24 protein-coding genes, 1 tRNA gene and 2 pseudogenes are annotated in these 22108 nt (G+C 66.3%); 6 read left to right on the forward strand and 21 right to left on the reverse strand.

Annotated features, from left to right (window positions below; all coding sequences use genetic code 11):
- The 5 genes from LY12_RS21880 to LY12_RS21900 all read right to left on the reverse strand — a co-directional run bounded on the left by LY12_RS21880 (position 1) and on the right by LY12_RS21900 (position 4263).
- On the reverse strand, positions 1-402 hold the full coding sequence (locus LY12_RS21880; RefSeq protein WP_253859288.1) for a universal stress protein: 402 nt from the start codon (positions 400-402) through the stop codon (positions 1-3).
- Positions 399-1082: an RraA family protein gene (locus tag LY12_RS21885; protein ID WP_253859289.1), complete on the reverse strand. Its 684-nt coding sequence runs from the start codon at positions 1080-1082 to the stop codon at positions 399-401. The genes LY12_RS21880 and LY12_RS21885 overlap by 4 nt, the downstream gene beginning before the upstream one ends.
- On the reverse strand, positions 1082-2089 hold the full coding sequence (locus LY12_RS21890) for a tripartite tricarboxylate transporter substrate binding protein (protein WP_253859290.1): 1008 nt from the start codon (positions 2087-2089) through the stop codon (positions 1082-1084). The genes LY12_RS21885 and LY12_RS21890 overlap by 1 nt, the downstream gene beginning before the upstream one ends.
- 68 nt (positions 2090-2157) lie before the next feature.
- Entirely contained in the window at positions 2158-3663 is a 1506-nt protein-coding gene (locus LY12_RS21895; RefSeq protein WP_253859291.1) for a tripartite tricarboxylate transporter permease, read from the reverse strand.
- 3 nt (positions 3664-3666) lie between these two features.
- Positions 3667-4263, reverse strand: a complete 597-nt coding sequence (locus LY12_RS21900; RefSeq protein WP_253859293.1) for a tripartite tricarboxylate transporter TctB family protein — start codon at positions 4261-4263, stop codon at positions 3667-3669.
- Between the two features lie 105 nt (positions 4264-4368).
- Here LY12_RS21900 and LY12_RS21905 point away from each other — a divergent pair, with 105 nt between their 5' ends.
- Positions 4369-5127: an IclR family transcriptional regulator gene (locus LY12_RS21905; RefSeq protein WP_253859294.1), complete on the forward strand. Its 759-nt coding sequence runs from the start codon at positions 4369-4371 to the stop codon at positions 5125-5127.
- A 53-nt stretch (positions 5128-5180) separates the two neighbouring features.
- Here LY12_RS21905 and gnd read toward each other — a convergent pair.
- A pseudogene (gene gnd, locus LY12_RS21910) lies at positions 5181-6632 on the reverse strand (NADP-dependent phosphogluconate dehydrogenase).
- Positions 6633-6670: 38 nt separating this feature from the next.
- Here gnd and LY12_RS21915 point away from each other — a divergent pair.
- On the forward strand, positions 6671-6913 hold the full coding sequence (locus tag LY12_RS21915; RefSeq protein ID WP_253859295.1) for a hypothetical protein: 243 nt from the start codon (positions 6671-6673) through the stop codon (positions 6911-6913).
- A gap of 402 nt (positions 6914-7315) precedes the next feature.
- Here LY12_RS21915 and LY12_RS21920 read toward each other — a convergent pair whose 3' ends face one another.
- The 7 genes and pseudogenes from LY12_RS21920 to LY12_RS21945 all read right to left on the reverse strand — a co-directional run bounded on the left by LY12_RS21920 (position 7316) and on the right by LY12_RS21945 (position 9465).
- Complete coding sequence (locus tag LY12_RS21920; RefSeq protein ID WP_253859296.1) at positions 7316-7801, reverse strand: zinc-binding dehydrogenase; 486 nt, start codon at positions 7799-7801, stop codon at positions 7316-7318.
- 134 nt (positions 7802-7935) lie between these two features.
- Positions 7936-8202, reverse strand: coding sequence for an alcohol dehydrogenase catalytic domain-containing protein (locus LY12_RS26305; protein ID WP_372493598.1), 267 nt, complete (start codon positions 8200-8202; stop codon positions 7936-7938).
- Positions 8203-8217: 15 nt separating this feature from the next.
- Positions 8218-8547, reverse strand: a complete 330-nt coding sequence (locus LY12_RS21925) for an SDR family oxidoreductase (protein WP_253859297.1) — start codon at positions 8545-8547, stop codon at positions 8218-8220.
- Complete coding sequence (locus LY12_RS21930) at positions 8459-8716, reverse strand: SDR family NAD(P)-dependent oxidoreductase (protein WP_253859298.1); 258 nt, start codon at positions 8714-8716, stop codon at positions 8459-8461. Before LY12_RS21930 ends, LY12_RS21925 begins: the two co-directional genes overlap by 89 nt.
- Positions 8717-8909: 193 nt before the next feature.
- Positions 8910-9065 (reverse strand): annotated as a pseudogene (locus LY12_RS25975) (tyrosine-type recombinase/integrase); the annotation flags it as partial.
- Positions 9066-9086: 21 nt separating this feature from the next.
- Positions 9087-9278: a hypothetical protein gene (locus tag LY12_RS21940; protein ID WP_253859300.1), complete on the reverse strand. Its 192-nt coding sequence runs from the start codon at positions 9276-9278 to the stop codon at positions 9087-9089.
- Between the two features lie 113 nt (positions 9279-9391).
- Positions 9392-9465 (reverse strand) — tRNA-Ile (locus tag LY12_RS21945).
- Between the two features lie 560 nt (positions 9466-10025).
- Between LY12_RS21945 and LY12_RS21950 the strand changes: the two genes are divergently transcribed.
- Both LY12_RS21950 and LY12_RS21955 read left to right on the forward strand, forming a co-directional pair.
- Positions 10026-11141, forward strand: a complete 1116-nt coding sequence (locus tag LY12_RS21950; protein WP_253859301.1) for a WD40/YVTN/BNR-like repeat-containing protein — start codon at positions 10026-10028, stop codon at positions 11139-11141.
- Entirely contained in the window at positions 11138-11461 is a 324-nt protein-coding gene (locus tag LY12_RS21955) for a MoaD/ThiS family protein (RefSeq protein WP_253859303.1), read from the forward strand. Before LY12_RS21950 ends, LY12_RS21955 begins: the two co-directional genes overlap by 4 nt.
- A 56-nt stretch (positions 11462-11517) precedes the next feature.
- Here LY12_RS21955 and LY12_RS21960 read toward each other — a convergent pair whose 3' ends face one another.
- Positions 11518-12798, reverse strand: a complete 1281-nt coding sequence (locus tag LY12_RS21960) for a cytochrome P450 (protein ID WP_253859307.1) — start codon at positions 12796-12798, stop codon at positions 11518-11520.
- Between the two features lie 127 nt (positions 12799-12925).
- Between LY12_RS21960 and LY12_RS21965 the strand changes: the two genes are divergently transcribed.
- Positions 12926-13951: an LLM class flavin-dependent oxidoreductase gene (locus tag LY12_RS21965; protein WP_253859308.1), complete on the forward strand. Its 1026-nt coding sequence runs from the start codon at positions 12926-12928 to the stop codon at positions 13949-13951.
- A 6-nt stretch (positions 13952-13957) separates the two neighbouring features.
- Here LY12_RS21965 and LY12_RS21970 read toward each other — a convergent pair whose 3' ends face one another.
- Both LY12_RS21970 and LY12_RS21975 read right to left on the reverse strand, forming a co-directional pair.
- Entirely contained in the window at positions 13958-14350 is a 393-nt protein-coding gene (locus LY12_RS21970; RefSeq protein WP_253859312.1) for an SCO5389 family protein, read from the reverse strand.
- Positions 14351-14524: 174 nt separating this feature from the next.
- Complete coding sequence (locus LY12_RS21975) at positions 14525-15643, reverse strand: metallopeptidase (protein WP_253859313.1); 1119 nt, start codon at positions 15641-15643, stop codon at positions 14525-14527.
- 339 nt (positions 15644-15982) lie between these two features.
- On the opposite strand from LY12_RS21975, the gene LY12_RS21980 reads away from it, so the two are divergent.
- The gene (locus tag LY12_RS21980; RefSeq protein WP_253859315.1) at positions 15983-16606 is read left to right on the forward strand and encodes a hypothetical protein; all 624 of its coding nucleotides are present in this window, start codon (positions 15983-15985) and stop codon (positions 16604-16606) included.
- Positions 16607-16687: 81 nt separating this feature from the next.
- Here LY12_RS21980 and LY12_RS21985 read toward each other — a convergent pair whose 3' ends face one another.
- From LY12_RS21985 to metK, 5 genes are all read right to left on the reverse strand, one after another.
- Complete coding sequence (locus LY12_RS21985) at positions 16688-17572, reverse strand: mycobacterial-type methylenetetrahydrofolate reductase (RefSeq protein ID WP_253859317.1); 885 nt, start codon at positions 17570-17572, stop codon at positions 16688-16690.
- 148 nt (positions 17573-17720) lie between these two features.
- Positions 17721-19181 carry an adenosylhomocysteinase gene (gene ahcY / locus LY12_RS21990; protein WP_253859319.1) on the reverse strand — a complete coding sequence of 487 codons (1461 nt, stop codon included), beginning with the start codon at positions 19179-19181 and terminating at the stop codon, positions 17721-17723.
- Between the two features lie 292 nt (positions 19182-19473).
- Positions 19474-19794 (reverse strand): hypothetical protein, encoded by a 321-nt coding sequence (locus LY12_RS21995; RefSeq protein WP_253859321.1) that lies wholly within the window; start codon positions 19792-19794, stop codon positions 19474-19476.
- A 38-nt stretch (positions 19795-19832) separates the two neighbouring features.
- Positions 19833-20810, reverse strand: a complete 978-nt coding sequence (locus LY12_RS22000; RefSeq protein WP_253859323.1) for a carbohydrate kinase family protein — start codon at positions 20808-20810, stop codon at positions 19833-19835.
- 110 nt (positions 20811-20920) lie between these two features.
- On the reverse strand, positions 20921-22108 hold a 1188-nt coding region (metK, locus tag LY12_RS22005; RefSeq protein ID WP_253859324.1), incomplete at its 5' end, for a methionine adenosyltransferase.

Raw genomic sequence — 22108 nt, forward strand, 5'->3', positions numbered from 1 at the left:
TCATTCGTCGGTAGAGATGCGGATACCGAGGACGTCGCAGGCGCTGCCGAGCAGCACGGTCTGGGCTGTGCTGCCGAGCAGGAACTTGCCGGTTCTCGAGCGCCGACGCAGTCCGATGACGACCAGTTCCGCGCCGGTTTCTTCTGCGGCCCCGATGAGGGTGTCGGCCGCCGAGAGGGCTTCGGTGGCCTGTCGGGTCTCGACCTGCAGGCCACGAGCCTGGAGGTCTTGCCGGAGCGCGTCGAGTTCGGTGAGTGGAGCCAGTCCGCGATCGGCGTACGCACCGCCGGTCGCCGAGTTGACGACCACCAGCGGAACGTTGCGAACCTCGGCCTCGCGGGCAGCGCCCGCGATCACTCGTCGGCCGACTTCTCCGGGCACGTATCCGGCCACGACCGTCATGCGAGCTCCCCTGCCGGTGCGGGCTCGGTGAACGACGCTTCGATACTGCGCCGTTTGGCGTCCTCGATGTCACGTTTGGCCTCGGCACGGTCGGCTATGAGCGAGGCCGATTCCAGGGGGACGACAGCGACACCGTCGTCGTCACCGACGACGATGTCGCCCGGCTTGACGACCACGCCGGCAACGGCCACGTCGACCGAGAGCGCGAACGGCCCGTCCTTGTAGGGGCCAGCGGGCGTCCGGGACCGTGCGAACACCGGCATCCCATACTTCTCGAGGCCTTCGGCGTCCCGGACCGCGCCGTCCAGGAGGAACCCGGCAACCCCTCGGGTGCGGGCTTTGCCACCGACCAACTCTCCGATGAGTGCGCGCGACTCGTCGCCGCCTCCGCTCACGACGATCACGTCGCCGGATTCGACCGAGTCCAACGCGGCGTGGATTCCGAGGTTGTCACCGGGTCGGGTCCACACCGTGAAGGCCGTGCCCACAATGTGCGCTCCGGGCCAGACCGGACCGATCGCGGGCGCCAGCACACCGAGCCGCTCCATGGCGTCACCGATGTTCGCGGTCGGTAGCTGCCGGAAACGGGCCAGGACGTGGTCCGCCGGCCTGGCAGGACGTTGGTGCGGCCGTCGGCCACCGGGAAGCAGCTCCTGCTCGTGAATGGTCCGTTCGGTCATCACTTTTCTTCCTTTACAAGCGGGAGCAGAGACTCGAACTGGGCACTCGTCTCGTCCCAATAGGACGCGTACTCGTCGGCGTTCATGTACTTGGGCGCAAGGCCCGCATCCTTCATCTTCTGCTGGAACTCGGGCTCCTTGATGATCTGCCCCATCGCCGTCGAGACCTTGTCGACAACCTCGTCGGGTGTTCCGGCAGGGAAGGCGTACCCGCGGCTGGACGACATCTCCACGTCGTAACCGGACTCGGTGAAAGTCGGCACTTCGGGCAGGAACGGGCTCCGCTCGGACTCCATCACACCAATCACCTTGGCCTTGCCCGAATCAACCAACTGCTGCATGTCGCTGACGTTGCCGAGCAGAACGTCGGCGTTCCCGCCAAGGAACGCAGCAGTCGCGTCGGTGGCGCCGTCTGCGAAGTGGACCGGCGAAATCTTCGCGCCTGTCTCCTCCTCCAGTTGCGCGAGAGCGAAGTGCTCGTTACTGGCCACACCGGTCGTGGTCGCCTGGATTGTCCCCGGGTTCTTCTTCGCCGCGTTCACGAGGTCCTTAGGCTTCTCGTAGTCGCTGTCGGGCGATACTGCGACCGCAGTCGGATCAACTACCTGGAGCGCCGCCGGTACGAAGCTGTCGCGTTCGTAGTTCGCCCCACGTGATTCGTCGAGGACGGTGATGATGGCGGACGGGAAGGTGACCGCGGCCATCGTGTAGCCGTCCGGCTTCGCCCGTGACAGGTACGTGTAGGCGACCTGTGAGTTGGCAGCCGGCTTGTTCACAACCGTGATCGTCGCGTCCAACTTCTTCTCGAGTGCCTTCGCCATCAGGCGCGCACCGGTATCGGTAGACCCTCCAGCGTTGAAGCCAACAATCAGTTCGATCGGCTTGTTGGGGTAGTTTCCGTCTGCGGCACCTCCGTTGCCCCCACCGCCGGTCTGGGCACATGCGGTGGCGGCGGTCAGGAGGGTTCCGGCGATGACAGCGGCGATGCTGCGTCGCATGGTTGCCATGACAATGACCTTTCGTGATGGGCGAGCGCCGGACGGTCCGGCGGGACGCTGAAGTGGCTGACACCGGGTCAAACCTCGGCGTCGGCGGGTAGACCTGCCTTTCGTTTGAAGCTCGAGCTGAGCACGGAGCCGAGAAGGATCACGCCGGCCAGAATGAGGAACGCCAAGGAGAGTGGCCGGTCGATGAAAATTGCGAAACTGCCCTGCGAAATTTGGAGTGACTCTCGCAGCGCGCCCTCGAGGAACGGACCGAGGATCAATGTCAGGACGAGCGGAGCGAGCGGAATCCCGACTTGCCGGAACACGAACCCTAGAATTCCGAAGAAGATCATCACGTAGATATCGGCGACACTGTTGGCCACGGCGAAGGAACCGATGATCACGAACGCGAATATCACGGCCCGAAGAACTGAGTACGGGATCGCTAGAATTCGTGTCCACAGACCGACCAGCGGCACGTTGAGGATGAGCAGCAGCAGGTTGCCGATGAACAGGCTCGCGATCACCGCCCAGACCAGGTCCGGTTCCTCGGTGAACAGTGTCGGCCCCGGGGTCAGGCCGTTCTGGAGGAAAGCACCCATCAGAACAGCTATGGCCGGTGATGCGGGAATGCCGAGTGTGAACAACGGGATGAAGGAAGCGTTGCTGTGCGAGTTGTTCGCGGTCTCCGGCGCGGCAACGCCTTCGACCGCACCCGTGCCGAGCTCCGAACGGTGACGAGACAGCTTTCGTTCGGTGCTGTAGGCCAACAGTGACGAGATCGCCGAACTGACCCCGGGGATCAGGCCGATCACACCCCCGATGGCAGTGCCCCGCGCGACCGCCGGAGCACTGCGACGGGCGTCAACACGACTGGGCAACATGTCCCGGAGCCGTGGCGCTGCAGGGCGCGGCGCAGACCCCCCTGTCGTGGCCAAGAGCTCGCCCAGCCCGAACAATCCCACCAGTACCGGTACGTAACTGACCCCGTCGAAGAAGTGCGGAAGTCCGAACGTGAACCGCGGCTCCCCCATCACCGGATCGATGCCGACCATGGCGATCAGCAAGCCGAGACAGGCCGAAATGAGACCCATCAGGACGGACCGGCCGACTAGGCCGACCAGCAGTGCGAGGCCAATGAGGATGAGGGAGAAGAACTCTGGTGGTCCGATTTGCAAGCCGAGTTCGGACAGCGGCTGCGCTGCGAACACGAGCGCGATCGTGGCGACGGTACCGCCGAGGAACGAGCCGACACCCGCGGTCGTCAACGCGACGCCGGCACGGCCGCGCAGGGTCATTTGGTAGCCGTCGAGACACGTGATGGCGGATTCGCCCTCACCCGGAATATTGAGCAGGACGCTGGTGATGGTACCGCCGTAGGCACCACCGTAGAAGATGGCCGCCAGCATGATGATCGCTCCGGCCGGATCCATCGAGAGAGTCAGCGGAATCAGAATTGCCATTCCCGCCGTCGAGCCGATTCCCGGCAATAGACCGAGGATCGTACCCAGAAGGCAGCCGACCAGAGCGAACAGCAGGTTCTGCGGCGACAGTGCAGTGGCGAAGCCGTCGATCAGGAAACTGAAGGATTCCATGCGTCAGAGCCCCAGGCCACTCAGGAACGGGATGGAGGCGGTGGGCAGCGGCACGCTCAACATGCGCGTGAACACCACGAAAACGCCGAAACTCCCGCCAAGTGCGATCACCGTTGAGAGCAGCAACCCACGGCGGCCGAGCACGATCAGGTGAAAGAGCAGGAACAGCAGCATGCTCAGCTGATAACCAAGTGGGTTCAAAACCGCGGCCACCACGCAAAGGCTCACCACGATCGCAACCACCGTCGGCAGCGAGTACGCCGGCGCCGCCTCCACTTCGGACGCCTGCGCACTGGGTGCCCCACCTTCTCCAGAGGAGGAGTGGGCGGCCCCAGCACGGTCACGGCCCGTCCGCCACAGCTGGGCCAGCCACACCGCTCCAAAAACCGCGAGCAGGCCACCCAGCCAGGAGGGGAAGAAGCCGGGACCCGGTCCGAGTGCGGTCCAATACTGGTAAGCGCGTGACCCCACGAACGCCGCTACACCCACCGCGATCACAGCGCATGCCATGAAGGTCGCCAGCAACCGGTGCCCCCGCTCACCGTCCGAGACGGACACCTGCGTATGACCGATGCTGTCCGTTGCATCCGTCTCGCTCATCGACACCTTCTCACTGTATGATAGGCTCTTTCATGTAACGGGTAGGGACTTTGCTTCACGGGCCCACCGATGTCAAGTGACCGCGTACCGCCGTATGGGAGCGCTATGACGGAAAGCAAACAGGCCAGCACTATGCGTTCGCTTGAGAGAGCGATCGATGTCCTCGAGGTGCTTGAGACGGCAGGTGCACCACTACGGCTGAGCGACATCGCGCGTCGCGCTGGCCTCCATGTGGCCACGACCCAACGGATCCTCGGGGTACTTGAGACTCGGGGACGAGTCGAAGAGGACCGGTCGGGCTACCGCACCGGAGTCGCGATGCTCTTCGGTGCGCATGCGTACCTTGCCAGCAACCCGGTCGCTGTCGCTGCTCCCCTCGTGCTCCAGCAACTGGCTGCTGCCACGGGACTCACCGCCTCAGTCTTCGTCCGCGCCGGGAACTCGCGCGCAGTCGTCGCACGGGTCGAAGGTAAGGACCCCCTGCGCTATGTTCTCCCCATCGGCCAGAGGCTGCCGCTGCATCTCGGCGCCGGCAAAGTACTGGCTGCTCACATGGACGACGCCGAGGTCGAACAGCTACTCGATCGCATCGGCGACATCACTCACGCCGATGGTCGATCCATGACAAGGACCGAGTTTCTAGCAGAGCTTGCGACCGTTCGTGCGCAGGGTTGGGCGGAATCAACGGACGAACGCGTCGTCGGCGCCACCTCAATCGCGGCACCCGTCGTCGGATCGGACGGCGTCTGCACGACCGCAGTCCAGATCGCCGGGCCGTCGACGAGCGCCATGTTCGAGGACATACACGCGGTCACAATCGAGGTACGCCAAGCCGCGACGGCACTTGCCACACGCCTCGGCTGAGCCATTCCACCGGCAAATGCGTTCCGAACGACTCAGCCGAGAGTCACACTTCCCTACTCAGTGGCGATGTTTAGCTCTGTGCGGTCGCTCGACCAGAGGGTGTGAAATACACCAGGTTTGTCAACACGCCTGTAGGTATGGGCGGACACCGAAGAAGTCGCGCTGACCTTGTATCAGTGCCGCGGAAAGGCGGCCGGTCGAGAGTGAGTCATAGTAGCTCAACGCGGCGGCGAAACCTGGAATCGGAACGCCGGGAAGCGTCGCAGTCGCCACAAGCCGACGCCATGCCGCTTCGCCGTCCGCGACTGCACGGGAGAAGTACGGAGCTTCCAACAGTGTTGTGAGATCCGGATTTTCTTCATACGCCTCGGCTATGCGGTTCAGGAACTGAGCCCGGATTATGCATCCTCCACGCCAGATTTTCGCGATTTGGTCCTTGTGGATGCTTCATCCGTACTTCCGCGCGCCGGCTGTAATGACGTCGAAACCCTGGTCGTAAGCAACGACTTTAGACGCGTATAGCGCCTTAGCGACATCGTCGGAGAACGAGGCGTCGACCTTCCGCGCCGCAGGGCGCTCCGTGGCGACCCGTTGCACCGCTTCCCGTTGCGCAGGCTTGCCGGAAACGGCAGGGGCTAAGATTTCCGCCGCGATGCCTCCTACGGGAACGCCAAGATCGAGCGCATTCTGCACGGTCCACACCCCAGTTCCTTTGGAGCCGGCCTGGTCCAGCACAATGTCAACGAACGGCTTGCCGGTTGCGGAATCGACCTGGCGTAACACTTCGGCTGTGATCTCGATCAGATAGGATTCGAGAGGTCCGCGATTCCATTTGGTAAAGATGTCGGCGATGGTGGTGGGACTGTGGCCACTGACAGTGCGCAAGAGATCGCATGCCTCAGCGATCAACTGCATGTCGGCGTACTCGATACCGTTGTGGATCATCTTTACGAAATGGCCGGCCCCGTCGGTGCCCACGTGGGTAACGCAGGGCTCACCGTCTGCAACGGCAGCAATCGAGTCAAAGATGGGACCGGTTGTTTCGTAGGAGGCTGCTGATCCACCGGGCATGATCGGTGGGCCCCGCAGCGCGCCTTCTTCACCGCCGGAGATGCCTGCGCCGACGAAGTGGATGCCGGTGGGAGCGATGCGCTGTTCACGAGCGATGGTGTCGTGAAAGTTCGCATTACCGCCGTCGATGATGATGTCGCCGGCCTCGAATCGTTCGGTGAGCTGATCGATTACCGCGTCGGTGGCCGTGCCGACCTGGACCATAATGATCGCAGTGCGCGGTTGTGTCAGGGATGCAACGAACTCGTCCAGTGTTCTGCCGGCGACGAAACCGGCGTCGGGGTGTTCGGCAAGCAGTTCCTCGGTGCGGGTGCAAGTACGGTTGTAGATAGCGACGGTGTTGCCGTCGCGGGAGGCGAGATTGCGGGCGAGGTTGGACCCATCACTGCCAGTCCGATCACGCCAACGTTGGCCTCTGCTGTGTTGGTGCGCATGCGGACACACTTCTTTCAGATAGTGCTCGGAGCGCGCGGTGTACGACCACGTCGAGGGGCGCGTCGACATCGATGGTGAGCCCTGGCTCGTGCTCGCCGAGACATTCGAGGGTGCTGAGCTGGCTAGTCAGCAGCGACGATGGCATGAAGTGCGAGTTCCTGGCGTCCATACGGCCACCGATAACATCGCGGTCTCCGTTCAGGTGGACGAACACCGCGCCGGGAGCCTGCCGCCGGATGGCTTCTTCGATAGCTCCGGCGGAGCGCCGAGCAGGCGATGACGAGTCCGGTCGCGGCGCTGTCTTGTAGCGCACGTCCAACGTCACGCAGCCACGGCCAACGGTCTCGGTCCGTGAGTGGTGTCCCATTGGCCATCTTCGCCACATTGCCTGGCGGGTGAAGGTCATCATCGTCGACGAACCGAACACCGAGTCGTTCGGACAGCCGGGTTTCGACGGCGCTTTCCCGGAGCCTCACACACCCATGACGACCACCAACGGCGGTGCGGATTCCGTGTGCCGCATCATCATTGGTCCCGGAACGAGAGGAGGACCTTGCTCGACACCGATGCATCGCCAGCGACAGCGAAGGCATCGAGCGCTTCGCCGACAGGGAAAACATGGGTGACGACCGGCTCGACGACTAGCGACCTGTCAGCTAGGGCCGTGATCACCTCGTCGATCTCATCGTTGAATCGGAATGAGCCGACAAGGTGGAGCTCCCGGGTAATTGCCAGCGACATGGGTACAGGCTGATCCCCGCTGGGCAGCAAGCTCGACCATGACGACCGTTCCGCCGCGCGCGGAGCCGTTGACGGCCGATGTGAGTCCGCGATGGTTGCCGGACGATTCGATGGCCACGTCTGCTTCGACAGCGGCGATCTCCTCGGAGTCCGTGGCCCGCAACGTCCGGGTCGCGCCGACGGCGGTCGCGATCTCGAGGGGCTTGTCGTGGAGATCGACCGCGACGATCTCCGCAGCGCCGGCACGCTTGGCTACCGCGACAACGAGGGCGGCGATGGGGCCGCTGCCGATTACGAGCACACGTCGACCGCTGAGATCTCCCGCTTTTGAAACCGCATGCCAGGCGACGCCGGCAGGTTCGGCGAGTGCGGCCGCGCGAAGGTCGAGGTCGGGCGGCAGCTCACGGAGCATCGATGCGGCCAGCACGACCTCGTGGGCGAACGCACCTTGGGTATGCGGGAACCGGGCTGCCGAACCGAGGTAGCGGACGCCGGGGGAAAGGTTGGGCCGGTTCGCCGGGAATCGGACTTCGCTGTGCTCATAGGTCGCCGGGTGTACGGCTACCTGCGAGCCTTCGGCAGGTCCGGTCCATCGGCTGCCTCCCGTACGACGGTGCCCACGACTTCGTGCCCGAGCACCATAGGCGTCCGCAGGACCGACTCACCGACGGCTCCATGCTGCCAGTAGTGGAGGTCGGAGCCGCAGATACCACCGTAGGCAACCGCGACGACAGCCTCTCCGGGCGCGGGCGGCCGTACGTCGACTCGCTCGACCCTCAGGTCACCTGCCCCGTGAGCCACGACGGCGGTTGTCGAGTTGGTTGTCATTCGCACTTCCCGTTCTCACACGACGGCGGTCAAGCCGCCATCGACGAAGATGACCTGACCGTTGACGTAGTCGGAGGCGCTCGAGGACAGCCATACGGCGGGGCCCACGAGATCGGCGACCGTGCCCCATCGGCGGGCAGGAGTCCGCCCGAGGATCCAGGAGTTGAACTCCGCATCGTCAACGAGTTTCTGGGTCATCTCGGTGTGGATGTACCCCGGGGCGATGCCGTTGACCTGTAGTCCTTCACCGGCCCACTCAGCGGTCATGGCTCGCGTCAGGTTGCGTAACGCACCCTTCGCTGCTGTGTAGGGGCCGATGGTCGGGCGCGCAAGTTCGGCCTGCAACCGAGCAGATGTTGACGATCTTTCCCGCGCGTCGGCGCAACATCCGCCGCGCGACGGTACGGCCCACGAGGAATGCTCCAGTGAGGTTGGTGTCGATCACGCGCTGCCAGTCGGCGAGGTGCACGTCGGTGAGGGGTTGGCGGTGCTGAATGCCGGCGTTGTTCGCCAAGACGTCGATCGGTCCGGTTTCGGCTTCGATCGCGTCGACGGCTGCGGAAACCGCGTCCTAGTCGACGATGTCGAACGCCCGCGGACGATGTCGAACGCCCGCGCAGTGATCCGGTCCTCCCCGTACCGCCGGGCAAGGTCGACGCGCGCTGCGTCGAGCACCGACGCAACTCCCCGTGCAACGTCTCCAAGTTCCGTGCGCTCAGCTTGTTCACCGGCATCTCGCCGAGCGCGGGACGGATCGTGCGCTCGATGTAGCCCACGTACGCATGCCGCGTCGTCGGCTCGATGTCACTACTGCGCAACCACTCGTCGATGGCATACGAGAACGCGACGTTCGTACTCGGCACCCGCTGCTTATCGACCTGCGACTACAGCTTGGTCATCACCTTGTCTGCACGCCGGTACGCCGCCTTATCCGTACCCGGCACAGTCTCCGACAAATAGATCTCCTTGCCGGTCACCGGATAGACACCCGCGTACACGCGCACCTGCAGCGAGCCGCCACGGCGCCGGATGTTGCCGCGACCCCGCCGGTCACTGCCGTTCTCAACCCCAGCCATGCGTCCAGAGTCCGCCGCCCGCCGGCGCCGGTCAAGAACTCGGCCATGGACAAAGCCATGGACAAACGATCTTGACCTCGCGATCGGGGTCGAGAACGTGCAGGTCACAAGGGTGGGCCGGGTCGGACTTGAACCGACGGCCAAAGGATTATGAGTCCTCTGCTCTAACCAACTGAGCTACCGGCCCCCACGCCGATACCGGCGCAGGGTGCACTATATCCATCCGGCTCCGACCTCGGTGCAGCGGCGATACCGGTCCGCGTGCGCAACTGCACCACCGCGCGTTCGCCGCTCCTCGAGATCGAATGCCGTACCCGGTGCCGCCCGGGTGACGCGCCGGATGGGCCACCCGACCCGAGCGCCGCTGACCGCCTTCGGCACGCAACCAAGCGAGCCCCGCCCGTCCCCGGGGCCGGCAGCGTGCTCGACGTACACCTGGGCGGCCGAGCATCGCTATCCCGCAGAGGTCGACGGCAGCTTCCCAGAAATTGTCGGACCTCAAGAGTATCGTCCGCGACATCGTCGACCCACCCGCGACCTGGGGCATTCTCGCCGGACCGCGGGTGACGGCCGACGTGGGAACCACCGGCTTTTCGTCCACCACCGTGCTGATCCACCACTGTGCTCATCCACCACTACGCGTGTCCTGAACCCGGGCAATGATCTTGCTTCACAGATGCACGGTTGTTTTTGACAAGTGACGCCGGTTACAGTTCCCCCATCCGCACTTTGAGAAGGGGACTCAACATGGCAGGCGTACGCGTACTCGTAGGCACCCGTAAGGGCGCCTTCATCCTCACCGCCGACGGCACACGCCGTGACTGGCACGTCGAAGGTCCGCTCTTCGGGGGCTGGGAGATGTACCACCTGGCAGGCTCGCCACAGAACACCGACCGCATCTACGCGTCGGCATCACTCGGCTGGTTCGGCCAGCAGATCCACCGCAGCGACGACGGCGGCACGACCTGGTCCCCCGTCGGCAACGAATTCACCTACGACGGCGACGTCGGTACCCACCAGTGGTACGACGGCTCGCAACGCCCCTGGGAGTTCACGCGTGCGTGGCACCTCGAACCGTCACTGTCCGATCCGGACACCGTGTACGCAGGCGTCGAGGATGCGGCCCTCTTCCGCTCGGTCGACGGCGGACAGCACTGGCACGAACTGCGCGGCCTCCGCTGCCACGAATCCGGCCCCGACTGGCAACCCGGCGCAGGAGGCATGTGCCTCCACACCATCATCCAGGACCCGCGCGACGCCGACCGCCTCCACGTCGCGATCTCCGCAGCAGGCGTGTTCCGCACCGCCGACGGCGGCAAGACCTGGCAACCCGCGAACCGCGGACTGCAATCCGGCCAGATCCCCCAACCCGAGGCCGAGGTCGGCCACTGCGTCCACAATCTCGCCCGCCACCCGCAGCGGCCCGACACCCTCTACATGCAGAAGCACTGGGACGTCATGCGCAGCGACGACGACGGCGCCAGCTGGTACGACATCGGCGAAGGACTCCCCACCGACTTCGGCTTCCCCGTCGACGTCCACGCCCACGACCCCGACACCGTCTACGTCGTTCCCATCACCAGCGACGAACAGCACTTCCCCGTCGACGGCAAGCTACGCGTCTACCGGAGCCGCACCGGCGGCGGCGACTGGGAACCACTCACCAACGGCCTCCCCCAGCAACACTGCTACGTCAACGTCCTCCGCGACGCGATGGCCGTCGACCGCCTCGACGACTGCGGTATCTACTTCGGCACCACCGGCGGCCAGGTGTACGCATCTCCCGACGCCGGCGACACCTGGGCACCCATCGTGCGCGACCTGCCGTCCGTCCTGTCCGTGGAAGTGCAGACCCTCCCATGACCGACCCGGCCACCACCACCGCGATCCGCGTGCATTTGCCCACGCACCTGCGCAAACTCGCCCACATCGGCGACAGCGAACTGACACTCGACGTGCCCGGCACCGTCACGCTCAGCGCCGTGCTCGACGTACTCGAAACCCATTACCCGGTACTCAAAGGCACCATCCGGCACCACGGCACCGACAAGCGCCGCGCGTTCGTGCGATTCTTCGCCTGCGAAGAAGACCTGTCACACGAACCGCACGACACCCCGTTACCGGACCAGGTCGTCCGCGGCACCGAACCACTGTTGATCATCGGCGCGATGGCGGGCGGCTGACACGACAGCACCGACCCGGCAGGCGGGGCGGCCACCGGCCTCCCCGCCGAAGCCGGTCAGCCGATGTGCACCGGCAGCTTCTCCACGCCGTACACGATCGACGTCTGCCGGAACTCCAGATCGGCGGGATCCGCCGCCAACGTCATGTCCGGGAACCGGCGCACCAACGCCGAGTACGCCGCGCGCAGCTCCAACCGCGCCAACTCCGCACCCACGCACCGGTGCGCGCCGTAACCGAATGCCACATGCTGCGTCGGTGACCGCTGACCGTCGAACGTCTCCAAATCGGCACCGAGCACGTCATCCCGGTCGGCACCCGACAACGACACGGCAACCATGTCGCCCTTGCCGATCGTCACCCCGCCGACCTCGATGTCGTCGCGCGCGAATCGCGGGAACGCCACCTGCACCACCGACAGGTACCGCAACGCCTCCTCCACGAACAAGCGCACCGCCTCGTCGTCCTCACGCACCCGGCCGAACAGCTCCGGATCACGCAACAACACGAGCGCCCCCAACGACAACATGCTGGCGGTCGTCTCGAACCCACCCGTCAACACGCCGTCGGCCAACCCGGCGAGCTCCCGATCGTCGATCTCGTCGCCGTGCTCGCGGATGATCATGCCGATGAGCCCGTCACCCGGGTCCTCACGCTCCTTGCGCACGACCTTCAACAGATACTCGAGCGACTCCGAGATCGCACCCACCGCAGCGCCGGCCCCCGCGAACAAGTCGAACCGCGCCACCGCCAGATGCTGGAACTCGTCCCGATCCTCGTACGGCACCCCGAGCAACTCACAGATCACCAACGACGGGATCGGCAGCGCGAACTCCTCGACCAGATCCACCGGCTCGCCCGCAGCTGCCTTCTTCTCCATCGCATCGAGCCGATCACCGACGATCCGCTCGATACCCGGCTGCAACCGCGACAACCGGCGCATCGTGAACTCCGGCGTCAACAACTTACGCAACCGCGTATGCACCGGCGGATCGACGAACCCCAGACCTCCCGGATTGTCATCCGGATCCATGCCGAGCTCGGCCATCAAAGTGCCGAAATCGTTACTGAACGCCTTGCCGTTCCCCAGCACGGCCTTCGCCTCGTCGTAGCCGCTGACCAGCCACACGTTCAACCCGAACGGCACCGGCAGCTTCCGCACCGGCTCCGTCGTCCGCGCCTCGGCGAGCTCGCCCACCGGGTCGAGGCCGTCCCGCCGCAACGGCATCAACGCCGCTTCGGGCAGCACCCTCTGCAGGTCGAGGCCGCCCTTGCGCTGCGCTCGGGCCAGATACAGCCGAGTGGCCCACGAAGTGATACGCGATCGAAGTTTCCCCACGCAGCCGACGGTACCAACTCACCCGCCTCGGTGACCTGCCGGTAGGCCCGGTACACACCCGCCGACCTGCACACGCGTCACCCACCGGTCCACATCGGACGATGCAACTCACGTAGGGTTACACCCCGTGGAATTCGGGATATTTCTCCTCGGCGCCGTGTTCGGCGACGACGACCCCGGCGCGGCACTGCAAACCGCCGCCGACGCCGTCCGATGCGCCGAAGACGCCGGCTTCGACGAGGCGTGGATCGCCGAACACCACTTCATGTCCTACGGCACCTGCCCGTCAGCCATCACCTTCGCAGGCCACGCCCTCGGAGCGACCAGCCGGATCACCGTCGGCACCGCCGTGAGCGTCCTGTCCACCGCACACCCCGTCGCCCTGGCCGAACAGACCCGCATGCTCGACCGGCTCTCCGGCGGCCGCTTCGCCCTCGGCGTCGGCCGCGGCGGACCATGGGTCGACCTCGAAGTCTTCGGCACCGGCATCGACGCCTACGAACACCACTTCACCGAACGTCTCGACCTGCTCCTCGCAAGCCTCACCGGCGACCGCGTCCACGGCAACGGCCCGAGCCTGCCCTTCCGTGAAGTACCACTCACACCTCCCGTCCTGACCCGGCCGCACCCGCCGGTCACACTCGCCTGCACCTCCGAGGAGACCGCAACACTCGCCGCCGCACGCGGCCTGCCAATCCTCCTCGGCATGCACGCAACCGACGAGGAGAAGACCCGCACGATCGCCGCCTACGATCGCGCGGCCGCCCGAACCGGAAGCGCCCCACCGGCCGGGCACACCTCGACCGTCGTCGCCCACGTCGCAGCCGACCGCGCCTCGGCCGTCGACGAACTGCGCAGCTCACTCCCCCACTGGCTCGCACCGGGACTCGCCGGCTACATCCCGGTCGACGACCGGCCGCGCCGGCCCCGTGACCCGGTCGCCTACGCCGAACTGCTCTGCGACCTGCATCCGATCGGCGACCCCGCGTACTGCATCGACCGCCTCCGCACGGGGATCGCGACCACCGGCGTCGACCGGGTGCTCATGCTGGTCGAGGGCGGCGGCTCCCGCGCAAGCACCCTGGCCACCATCGAACGTCTCGGCGCCGAAGTGCTGCCCGTGCTCCGCGAGAGCCGCCCCAACCCGGGCTGACGCCCGTCAGCAGTCGCGCAACTCCGGACTCTGGTTCAACAGCTGGCCACGAGCCGACACGAACTCGCGGTACTCCGCACCGTCGACGGCGCCCTGACGGAACGCGGCAACACGGTGGCAGTTCTGGAACGCCAGCTTCACACCGAAGTGCCGCTCCAACCCGCCGCGGATCGAATCCGACGCGAGCGCCCGCAGCAACTGCCCACGCTCGGCCTCACTCGGCGGCGGCGTCGCGTGATCCGCGAACGACCCACCCTCCGTCTCCAGATCGGCGACGACACCGGTGATGATCTCCCATGCATACGGCAGCGACTCCCGCACACACGCGACGAACGCGGCGTCGTCGATGCTGCCGCTCTCCGCACGGTCCAGCAGCTCGGTGGGCACATTCAGCGACATGGATCGGCCTCCAGCCTTCCTCGCACTCGGGATTCGGATCCGCCGCCGCCATCCGGCGACGACGACCCCGTACAGTGCTACTGAAACCGATGTTCATGTGCAATAGAACGGTCGTGGCGCCACCGGGACGGACGATCACCACCACACGGCCGGACGCCCGCCCGCCACGCGCAGCTACCGCACCCAGACTGCTTCGGTCACGTCCACCGCATCGCCGGCGCGGGCCGCCTCCGGCACCTCTTCGCCGCCGGACTCCGAGCCTCCGGCACTCGCGGACGTCCCGGCATTCACCGAGTCCCCGGCACCCACCGAACCCACGGCACTCGCCGCGACTCCCGGGGTCGTGGCCTCACCGGCCGGCTGCCCCGGCACCGGTCCGGCACCGTCACGGGGCGCGGGCACCGCCTGCGCAACCGAAACGGACTCCCCGGCCACGGCATCCGGCGCAACGGCATCCGGCGCCACGCCGCCCGGCACCACGGCATCCGGGATCATGGGGTCCGGTTCCGCCTCCGCAGGGCCGGTGAGCTCACCGACCGCACTGAGGATCTCCCGCGTCTCCCGCAGCCGTGCGGTCAGCGTGCGCGCAGTGGCCTCCAGTTCGGCGACCCGGGCGTTCGCCCGCGCCATCACCTCGGCGGCGTGCTCACGCGCCTGCGCCAGGGTCGCGGTCGCACGGTCGGAGGCCTCCTCCTCACGACGCCGCACCTGACGTTCCGACTCGGCCCGCCGCGCTGCGAGCGCCTTCCCGAGCTCCTGCTCCGCCCGCTGCCGCCTGCGTGCGGATTCCTCGTCCAGACTCCGCCGCTGCTGCTCGGCCGCCCGCTCACGTTCCTCGGCCGCGGCCTCGGCTCGCCGGGTCCGCTCGGCGAACTCGGCCTCCAACTGGGTACGGCGATCGTCCAGCTCGGTGAGCGTGCGTTCGTACCGGCGGCGGAGCCTCCGCGCCTCCTCGTCCGCGGCGGTGCGCGTGCGCTCCGCACGACTGCGCGCATCCTGGACGATCTCGGCGGCTTCGACGTGCGCCAGTTCGACCATCCGCAGCATCCGCTCGGACAGCCCGTCGTTCTCGATCGGGCTACGGCAGACCCGGTCGAACTTGTGCCGCAACGCGGTGTGCGCCTCCCGTAGCTCGGCCAGTTCCGCGGCCAGCGCCTCGGCGCGCCGCTGCTGGAACGCCCGATCCGTTGCCATGGCACGGTTCTGCTCTTCGAACGCGGTCAGGTGGCGATCGACCGCCTCCCGGTCGTAGCCCGCGAACGTCATCCGGAACCGGTTCTGCGAAACACCCATGCCAACCTCCACTGCGCGCCGACGACGTTCGCCGGACCCGAATCCACCACCTGCCACACGTCGCCTCACCCATGGGGAGGCACCGTGTGGACGGATCGGTTCGTCCGGCGTACCAAGGGAAAAGTGACCGTCCACGGCTGATCGCCGACCTCGACGAGCCGACGATCACGACCGCCATCGACACTACCCGAACTCTCCGCCCGCCCACCGCCGGAAACCGTGCGGTGACACGACATCCGAAGGTGATGACGACCGCGCCGGCGTCGGATGCGATGCCGACGGCGACGTACTCGTCTCGGAGCCGCACCGGCGCACTCCGAGGCGCGGAAGGGAGCGAGCATGGAGCAGGCCGGACTGACCCACCATGATTGTGTTGCTTTGATCGGTGATCGGGCCCGCCGCGTTACGGCGACGATCTCCGTCGACGGCGGTGATCCCGTCCCGCTCGCGGCGTATGCCTGTCCCGGCGGTGATCTGCTCGTGCCGACCGGCACCGACCCGTCGCTGCCGCGCTCGGCCGTCAGCAAACCCGTCACCGTCGAGTTCACCGGACCGGCCGGTGCCGACGAGCACTGGACGTTCAGCGGAACGGGCCTCGCCCAACCGCTCACGCACCACGACCGGCCGCACGACGACCACCCGCAGGCCATGCTCTATGCCTTCGACAACGGCATCCGGGTGCTCATGGCCCGCCTCTCCGCCGTCCGCACCGAAGCCGCCACGCTCCCGCAGCAGCGGACCGCAGGAACCCCGCGGCACCGCCCGCACTCGCACCGCCTCACGGCGTCCCGCCGGCAGCCCCTTCGCGGGCACCCGGCCCGCAGCGGCCACGGCCCGGCCACGGTTGCACCCACGCCGTTGCGGGTAACCGACGTGACGGCGGAGCGGAGCAGAAAAAATCCCGGAGGCTCGCAGGCGGATGTCTCCGCAGGCGAGCCCCCGGGATCTTCGGGGGACCGGTGAGTGCCGCGAACCTGTCGGCGCGGTCGGCGCTGCCGTCTCACGGTCGCCGCCTCGGCAGGGCGACGAACGGTGATCAGGCGATCAGCGCAGCGGCGAGTAGTAGTCCAGCATCTCGGCGAACACCTCGAAGGCAGGCTTGGACACGCCGAGCGGCACCTCCAGGTGGACGCTCAGATCGAACCCGAGGTCGCCCACGCCGTCGATGACGCGCTTGTACAGGTCCACGAGTTCACGCTTCTTCTGCTCGAACGGCATCTCCGCGAGCCGCGCGACGTACTCCTGCTCCTTCTTCACGACCTCGTTGCCCGGGTCCTGGATCAGCCAGTCGATCAGGCCGATCTTGGTCTCGATCTTGGGCACGAAACCGAACGACAGCAGGATGTCCGGACGGTGGTCGGACTGCTTCGCGAAGTCGCGCAGGAAGCCGACGATGGCGTCGGAGTACAACAGCTGCGTCATGCCGTAGGTCGCGCCGCGGTCGCACTTGAAACCGAACCGGCCCTGCTCCCCTTCCCGCGTCGGGATGAGGATGGCGCCGCGGTTTGGCACGACGTCGGTGAACTCGGCCAGCGCGTCGGTCGGCGCCATGCCGGACCCCTCGCCGTCGGCCATGGTGCGCGGGACGCCCACGAACACGATGCCGTCCATCCCCGCGTCCCGCAGGGAGTGCAGCCGCTCGGTGAGCTGGGGCTTGTCGTGGAACGCCGTGACCTGGGTGCACAGACCCCGCACGTCGTCCAGCTCACCACTGACCGAGTTCCAGAAGTCCAGCACGTCCATCCGCGGCTTCAGCTCCACGGGACGGTCGGACTCCTCCTCGATCATGCCCGGGATCATCAGGTGCTTGATGGCGCCGTCAAGGCCGGTCTCCTTGGCGACGCGCGCGACCTTCTGACCTTCCTCGACAGCGGCCTGCGGGCCGCCGTCCACCTCGGGCGGGACCAGCTCGAGAGCAATGGTTTTCATGTCGAACCGCCTTCTCGGGTCCTCCAGTGCACGAACGATGACTGCTTCGGGCCGCGGGTCCGCCCGGCCGGAACCGGGCGGACCCGCGCGGGAGCACCGGCGGCCCCGGATTGACGGGGCCGCCGGACACGCCCTCACCGCGAAGTGATCAGTACCGGTAGTGCTCCGGCTTGTACGGACCCTCGACGTCGACGCCGATGTACTCGGCCTGCTCCTTGGTCATCTTCGTCAGCTTCACACCCAGCGCGTCGAGGTGCAGTCGCGCCACCTTCTCGTCCAGGTGCTTCGGCAGCAGGTAGACGTCCTTGCCGTACTCGCCCGGCTTCGTCCACAGCTCGATCTGCGCCAGCGTCTGGTTGGTGAAGCTGTTCGACATCACGAAGCTCGGGTGGCCGGTCGCGTTGCCCAGGTTCAGCAGGCGGCCCTCGGACAGCACGATGATCGAGTGGCCGTCGGCGAAGGTGAACTCGTGCACCTGCGGCTTGATCTCGACCTTCTTGATGCCCTTGGTGGCCTCGAGGCCGGCCATGTCGATCTCGTTGTCGAAGTGACCGATGTTGCCGACGATCGCCTGGTGCTTCATCTTCGCCATGTGGTCGGCGGTGATGATGTCGAAGTTACCGGTCGTGGTGATGAAGATGTCGGCCGTCTCGACGACCTCGTCCAGCGTCGTGACCTGGTAGCCGTCCATCGCCGCCTGCAGCGCGCAGATCGGGTCGATCTCGGTGACGATGACCCGGGCGCCCTGGCCGCGCAGCGACTCGGCCGAGCCCTTGCCGACGTCACCGTAGCCGCAGACCACGGCGACCTTGCCGCCGATGAGGACGTCGGTGGCCCGCATGATGCCGTCCGGCAGCGAGTGGCGGCAGCCGTACTTGTTGTCGAACTTCGACTTGGTGACCGAGTCGTTGACGTTGATCGCCGGGAAGGGCAGGTCGCCCGTCTTCACGAGCTCGTAGAGCTTGTGAACGCCGGTCGTCGTCTCCTCGGTGACGCCCTTGATCTCCTTGGCCAGCTTGGTGAAGCGGCCCGAGTCGGCGGCCAGCGACTTGCGCAGCGTCTCGAGGACGACCTTGAACTCGGCCGGGTCCTCGTCGGTCGGCTGCGGCACGGCGCCGGCGGCTTCGAACTCGGCACCCTTCTGCACCAGCATGGTGGCGTCGCCGCCGTCGTCCAGGATCATGTTGGCGAGCTTGCCGTCGCCGAAGTCCCAGAGCTGGTCGGTGCACCACCAGTATTCCTCGAGCGTCTCGCCCTTCCAGGCGAACACCGAGACACCCTCGGGTTTCTCGGGCGTGCCCTTCGGCCCCACGACGACCGCCGCGGCGGCCTCGTCCTGCGTGGAGAAGATGTTGCAGGACACCCAGCGCACGTCCGCGCCGAGCTCCACCAGGGTTTCGATCAGCACAGCCGTCTGCACGGTCATGTGCAGCGAGCCCGCGATGCGTGCGCCCTTCAGGGGCTTCGACGCGGCGAACTCGCGACGCGTCGCCATCAGGCCCGGCATCTCGTGCTCCGCGAGCCGGATCTGGTGCCGCCCGGCCTCCGCCAGCTTCAGGTCGGCGACGGCGAACTCGAGACCGTTCACCTGCTGCAACTTGTTACTCATGACTTCCTTTCTGATCCTGACCCTCGCCTACCGGCACTACCTACACGACGACGCGCGCCGACGACGCGCACGTGGGCTGGGAATCCGGCATTCGCGATGGGCCTCCTGTGACAGAGGCGCCCTTTCGTTGCCAGGGAAAGTGGCCGAGCGTGGCGGAGAACTCTCCGCTGCAGCGCCTCTCGGCCCACTCGATTCGAGTTTCCCAGGCTCATCGTTGCGCGGTCAATCATGTCGAAGCACCGTCACACCCACTCAGGTGTCCTCGTTCGCCGTCGCGGCGCCGGAGGCGGAGTCAGCTCCTGCCGGACCCGGCGGCGCCGGTACTCGGCCATGACCCCGTGAGCTGCACGAGGCCATGGCCGCCGAGGGGCGACGCACGGTCGCGGATCAGGTCGACGATGTCGCATTCGCCCGGCTTCGCGAGGTCGGTGCCGAACATGTCGGCCCCGGTCGCGTCCGAGCCGGCTTCCGGCCGACCACGGTGGATCGCGCTCACGACATCCGGACGGGTTTCGGTCAGGATCTCGCCGCAGCCCTCGAGCCGGCCGAGGTCGTCGAGCGTGCGGTCATGGGCCTGCAGCGCAGGGCCCATGCCGACGCCGACGACCGGCACCGGCTCCTCGAGAGCCGACAGAAGAGCGCTCGCCATGGTCAGACTCGCAGCTTGGACTCGATCTCGGCCGCGGCGTCGTTGCCGTAAGCCTTGGCAACACGGTTCGAGAACTCGGAACGGTCGAGCGCGTACTCCTGCGGCCCCACGGCCTCGAGCACGATGCTCGCGAACACACAGCCCACCTGGGCCGCGCGCTCCATCGTCATGCTGACGCTCAGCGCCCACAGGAACCCGGCTCGGAACGCGTCGCCGACGCCCGTCGGCTCGGCGACCTTGACGTCGGGGACCGACGGGATCTCGATCGTCTCGTGGCTCTTGCCCGAGATGCGCACGCCGTCACCGCCGAGCGTGGTGACCCAGCTGCCCACACGGTCGAGCACCTCGGCCTCGCTCCAGCCGGTGTTCTTCAGCAGCAGCGTGGCCTCGTACTCGTTGGTGAACAGGTAGGTCGCACCGTCGACGAGCTTGCGCACGTCGTCACCCGACATGATGGCGAGCTGCTGCGAGATGTCGGCGGCGAACGGGATGCCCTGCTGGCGGCACTGCTCGGTGTGCCGCAGCATCGCCTCGGGGTCGTTGGCGCCGATGAGGGCCATGTCCAGGGCGCCGGCGCGATCGGTGACGGCCTTCAGGTCGACGTCGCGCATCTCGCTCATCGCACCCGCGTAGAACGAGGCGATCTGGTTCTCCTCCTCGTCGGTTGTGCACAGGAACCGCGAGGTGTGCTGGGTCTCGGAGACATGCACGGACTTGGTGTCGACACCGTGCTGCTCCAGGAAGGACCGGTACTCGCCGAAGTCCTGCCCGACGGCCCCGACCAGGACCGGGTTCAGGCCCAGGCGACCCAGTCCGAGCGAGATGTTCCCGGCGACTCCGCCACGACGGACGTCGAGGTGCTCGACGAGGAACGACAGCGAGACGTTCTCGAGCGAGTCGGCGACCAGCTGGTCCTTGATCTTCCCGGAGAACGACATCAGATGGTCGGTCGCGATCGAGCCGATGACGGCGATGCGCATAACGGGGTCCACTCCCTTTTGGGTGTATGAAAGCTTGCGTGGCGCGCGTGGAAACGGCGCCGGAGGAGGCTACTGGCTGCTGCCGGCCTCCTCCGGCGCCGGATTCACCGTCAGGCCTTGGCCGCGTCCTTCAACGCCGCCGCGCGGTTGGTGTTCTCCCACGGCAGGTTCGCATCCGGACGGCCGAAGTGACCATACGCCGCGGTCTGCGCGTAGATCGGCCGCAGCAGATCCAGATCACGGATGATCGCGGCCGGACGCAGATCGAACACCTCATTGATCGCCGCCTGGATCTTCTCCGGCGCGATCTTCTCCGTCCCGAACGTCTCCACGAACAACCCCACCGGAGCCGCCTTACCGATCGCATACGCGACCTGCACCTCGGCCCGATCAGCCAACCCAGCAGCCACCACGTTCTTGGCCACCCACCGCGTCGCATACGCAGCCGACCGGTCCACCTTCGACGGGTCCTTACCCGAGAACGCGCCACCACCATGACGCGCCATCCCGCCATACGTGTCGACAATGATCTTCCGACCCGTCAGACCCGCATCACCCATCGGACCACCGACCACGAACCGGCCCGTCGGATTGATCAAAATGTTCGGATTCTCCGCCTGCAGACCCAGATCCTCGATCTCCGGATCAATCACATGCTTCTGCACATCCGCAGCCAGCTGCTTGTCCAGATCGATCCCCTCAGCATGCTGCGACGACAGCACCACCGTGTCCAACCGAACCGGCTTGTCCTTGTCGTACTCGATCGTCACCTGCGTCTTACCATCCGCACGCAGATACGGCACCGTGCCGTTCTTGCGCACCTGCGAGAGCCGCAACGACAACCTGTGCGCCAACGCAATCGGCAACGGCATCAACTCCGGCGTGTCCGAGCAGGCATACCCGAACATCAACCCCTGATCACCAGCACCCTGCTTGTCCAAATCATCCAGAGCGTTCTCCAGACGCGACTCATACGCCGTGTCCACACCCTGCGCAATATCCGGCGACTGCGCACCAATCGAGACACTCACCCCACACGAAGCGCCATCAAAGCCCTTCTCCGACGAGTCATACCCGATATCCAACACAGCCTGACGCACCAACGCCGTCGTATCGATGTTCGCCGCCGTGGTCACCTCACCAGCCACATGCACCTGGCCAGTCGTCACCAACGACTCCACCGCAACCCGCGACCGCGGGTCCTGCGCCAACATCGCATCCAAAATCGTGTCGCTAATCGCGTCACAAATCTTGTCCGGGTGACCCTCAGTCACCGACTCACTCGTGAACAACCTGCC

Source organism: Prauserella alba, assembly GCF_024171735.1.
Lineage (GTDB): Bacteria > Actinomycetota > Actinomycetes > Mycobacteriales > Pseudonocardiaceae > Prauserella > Prauserella alba.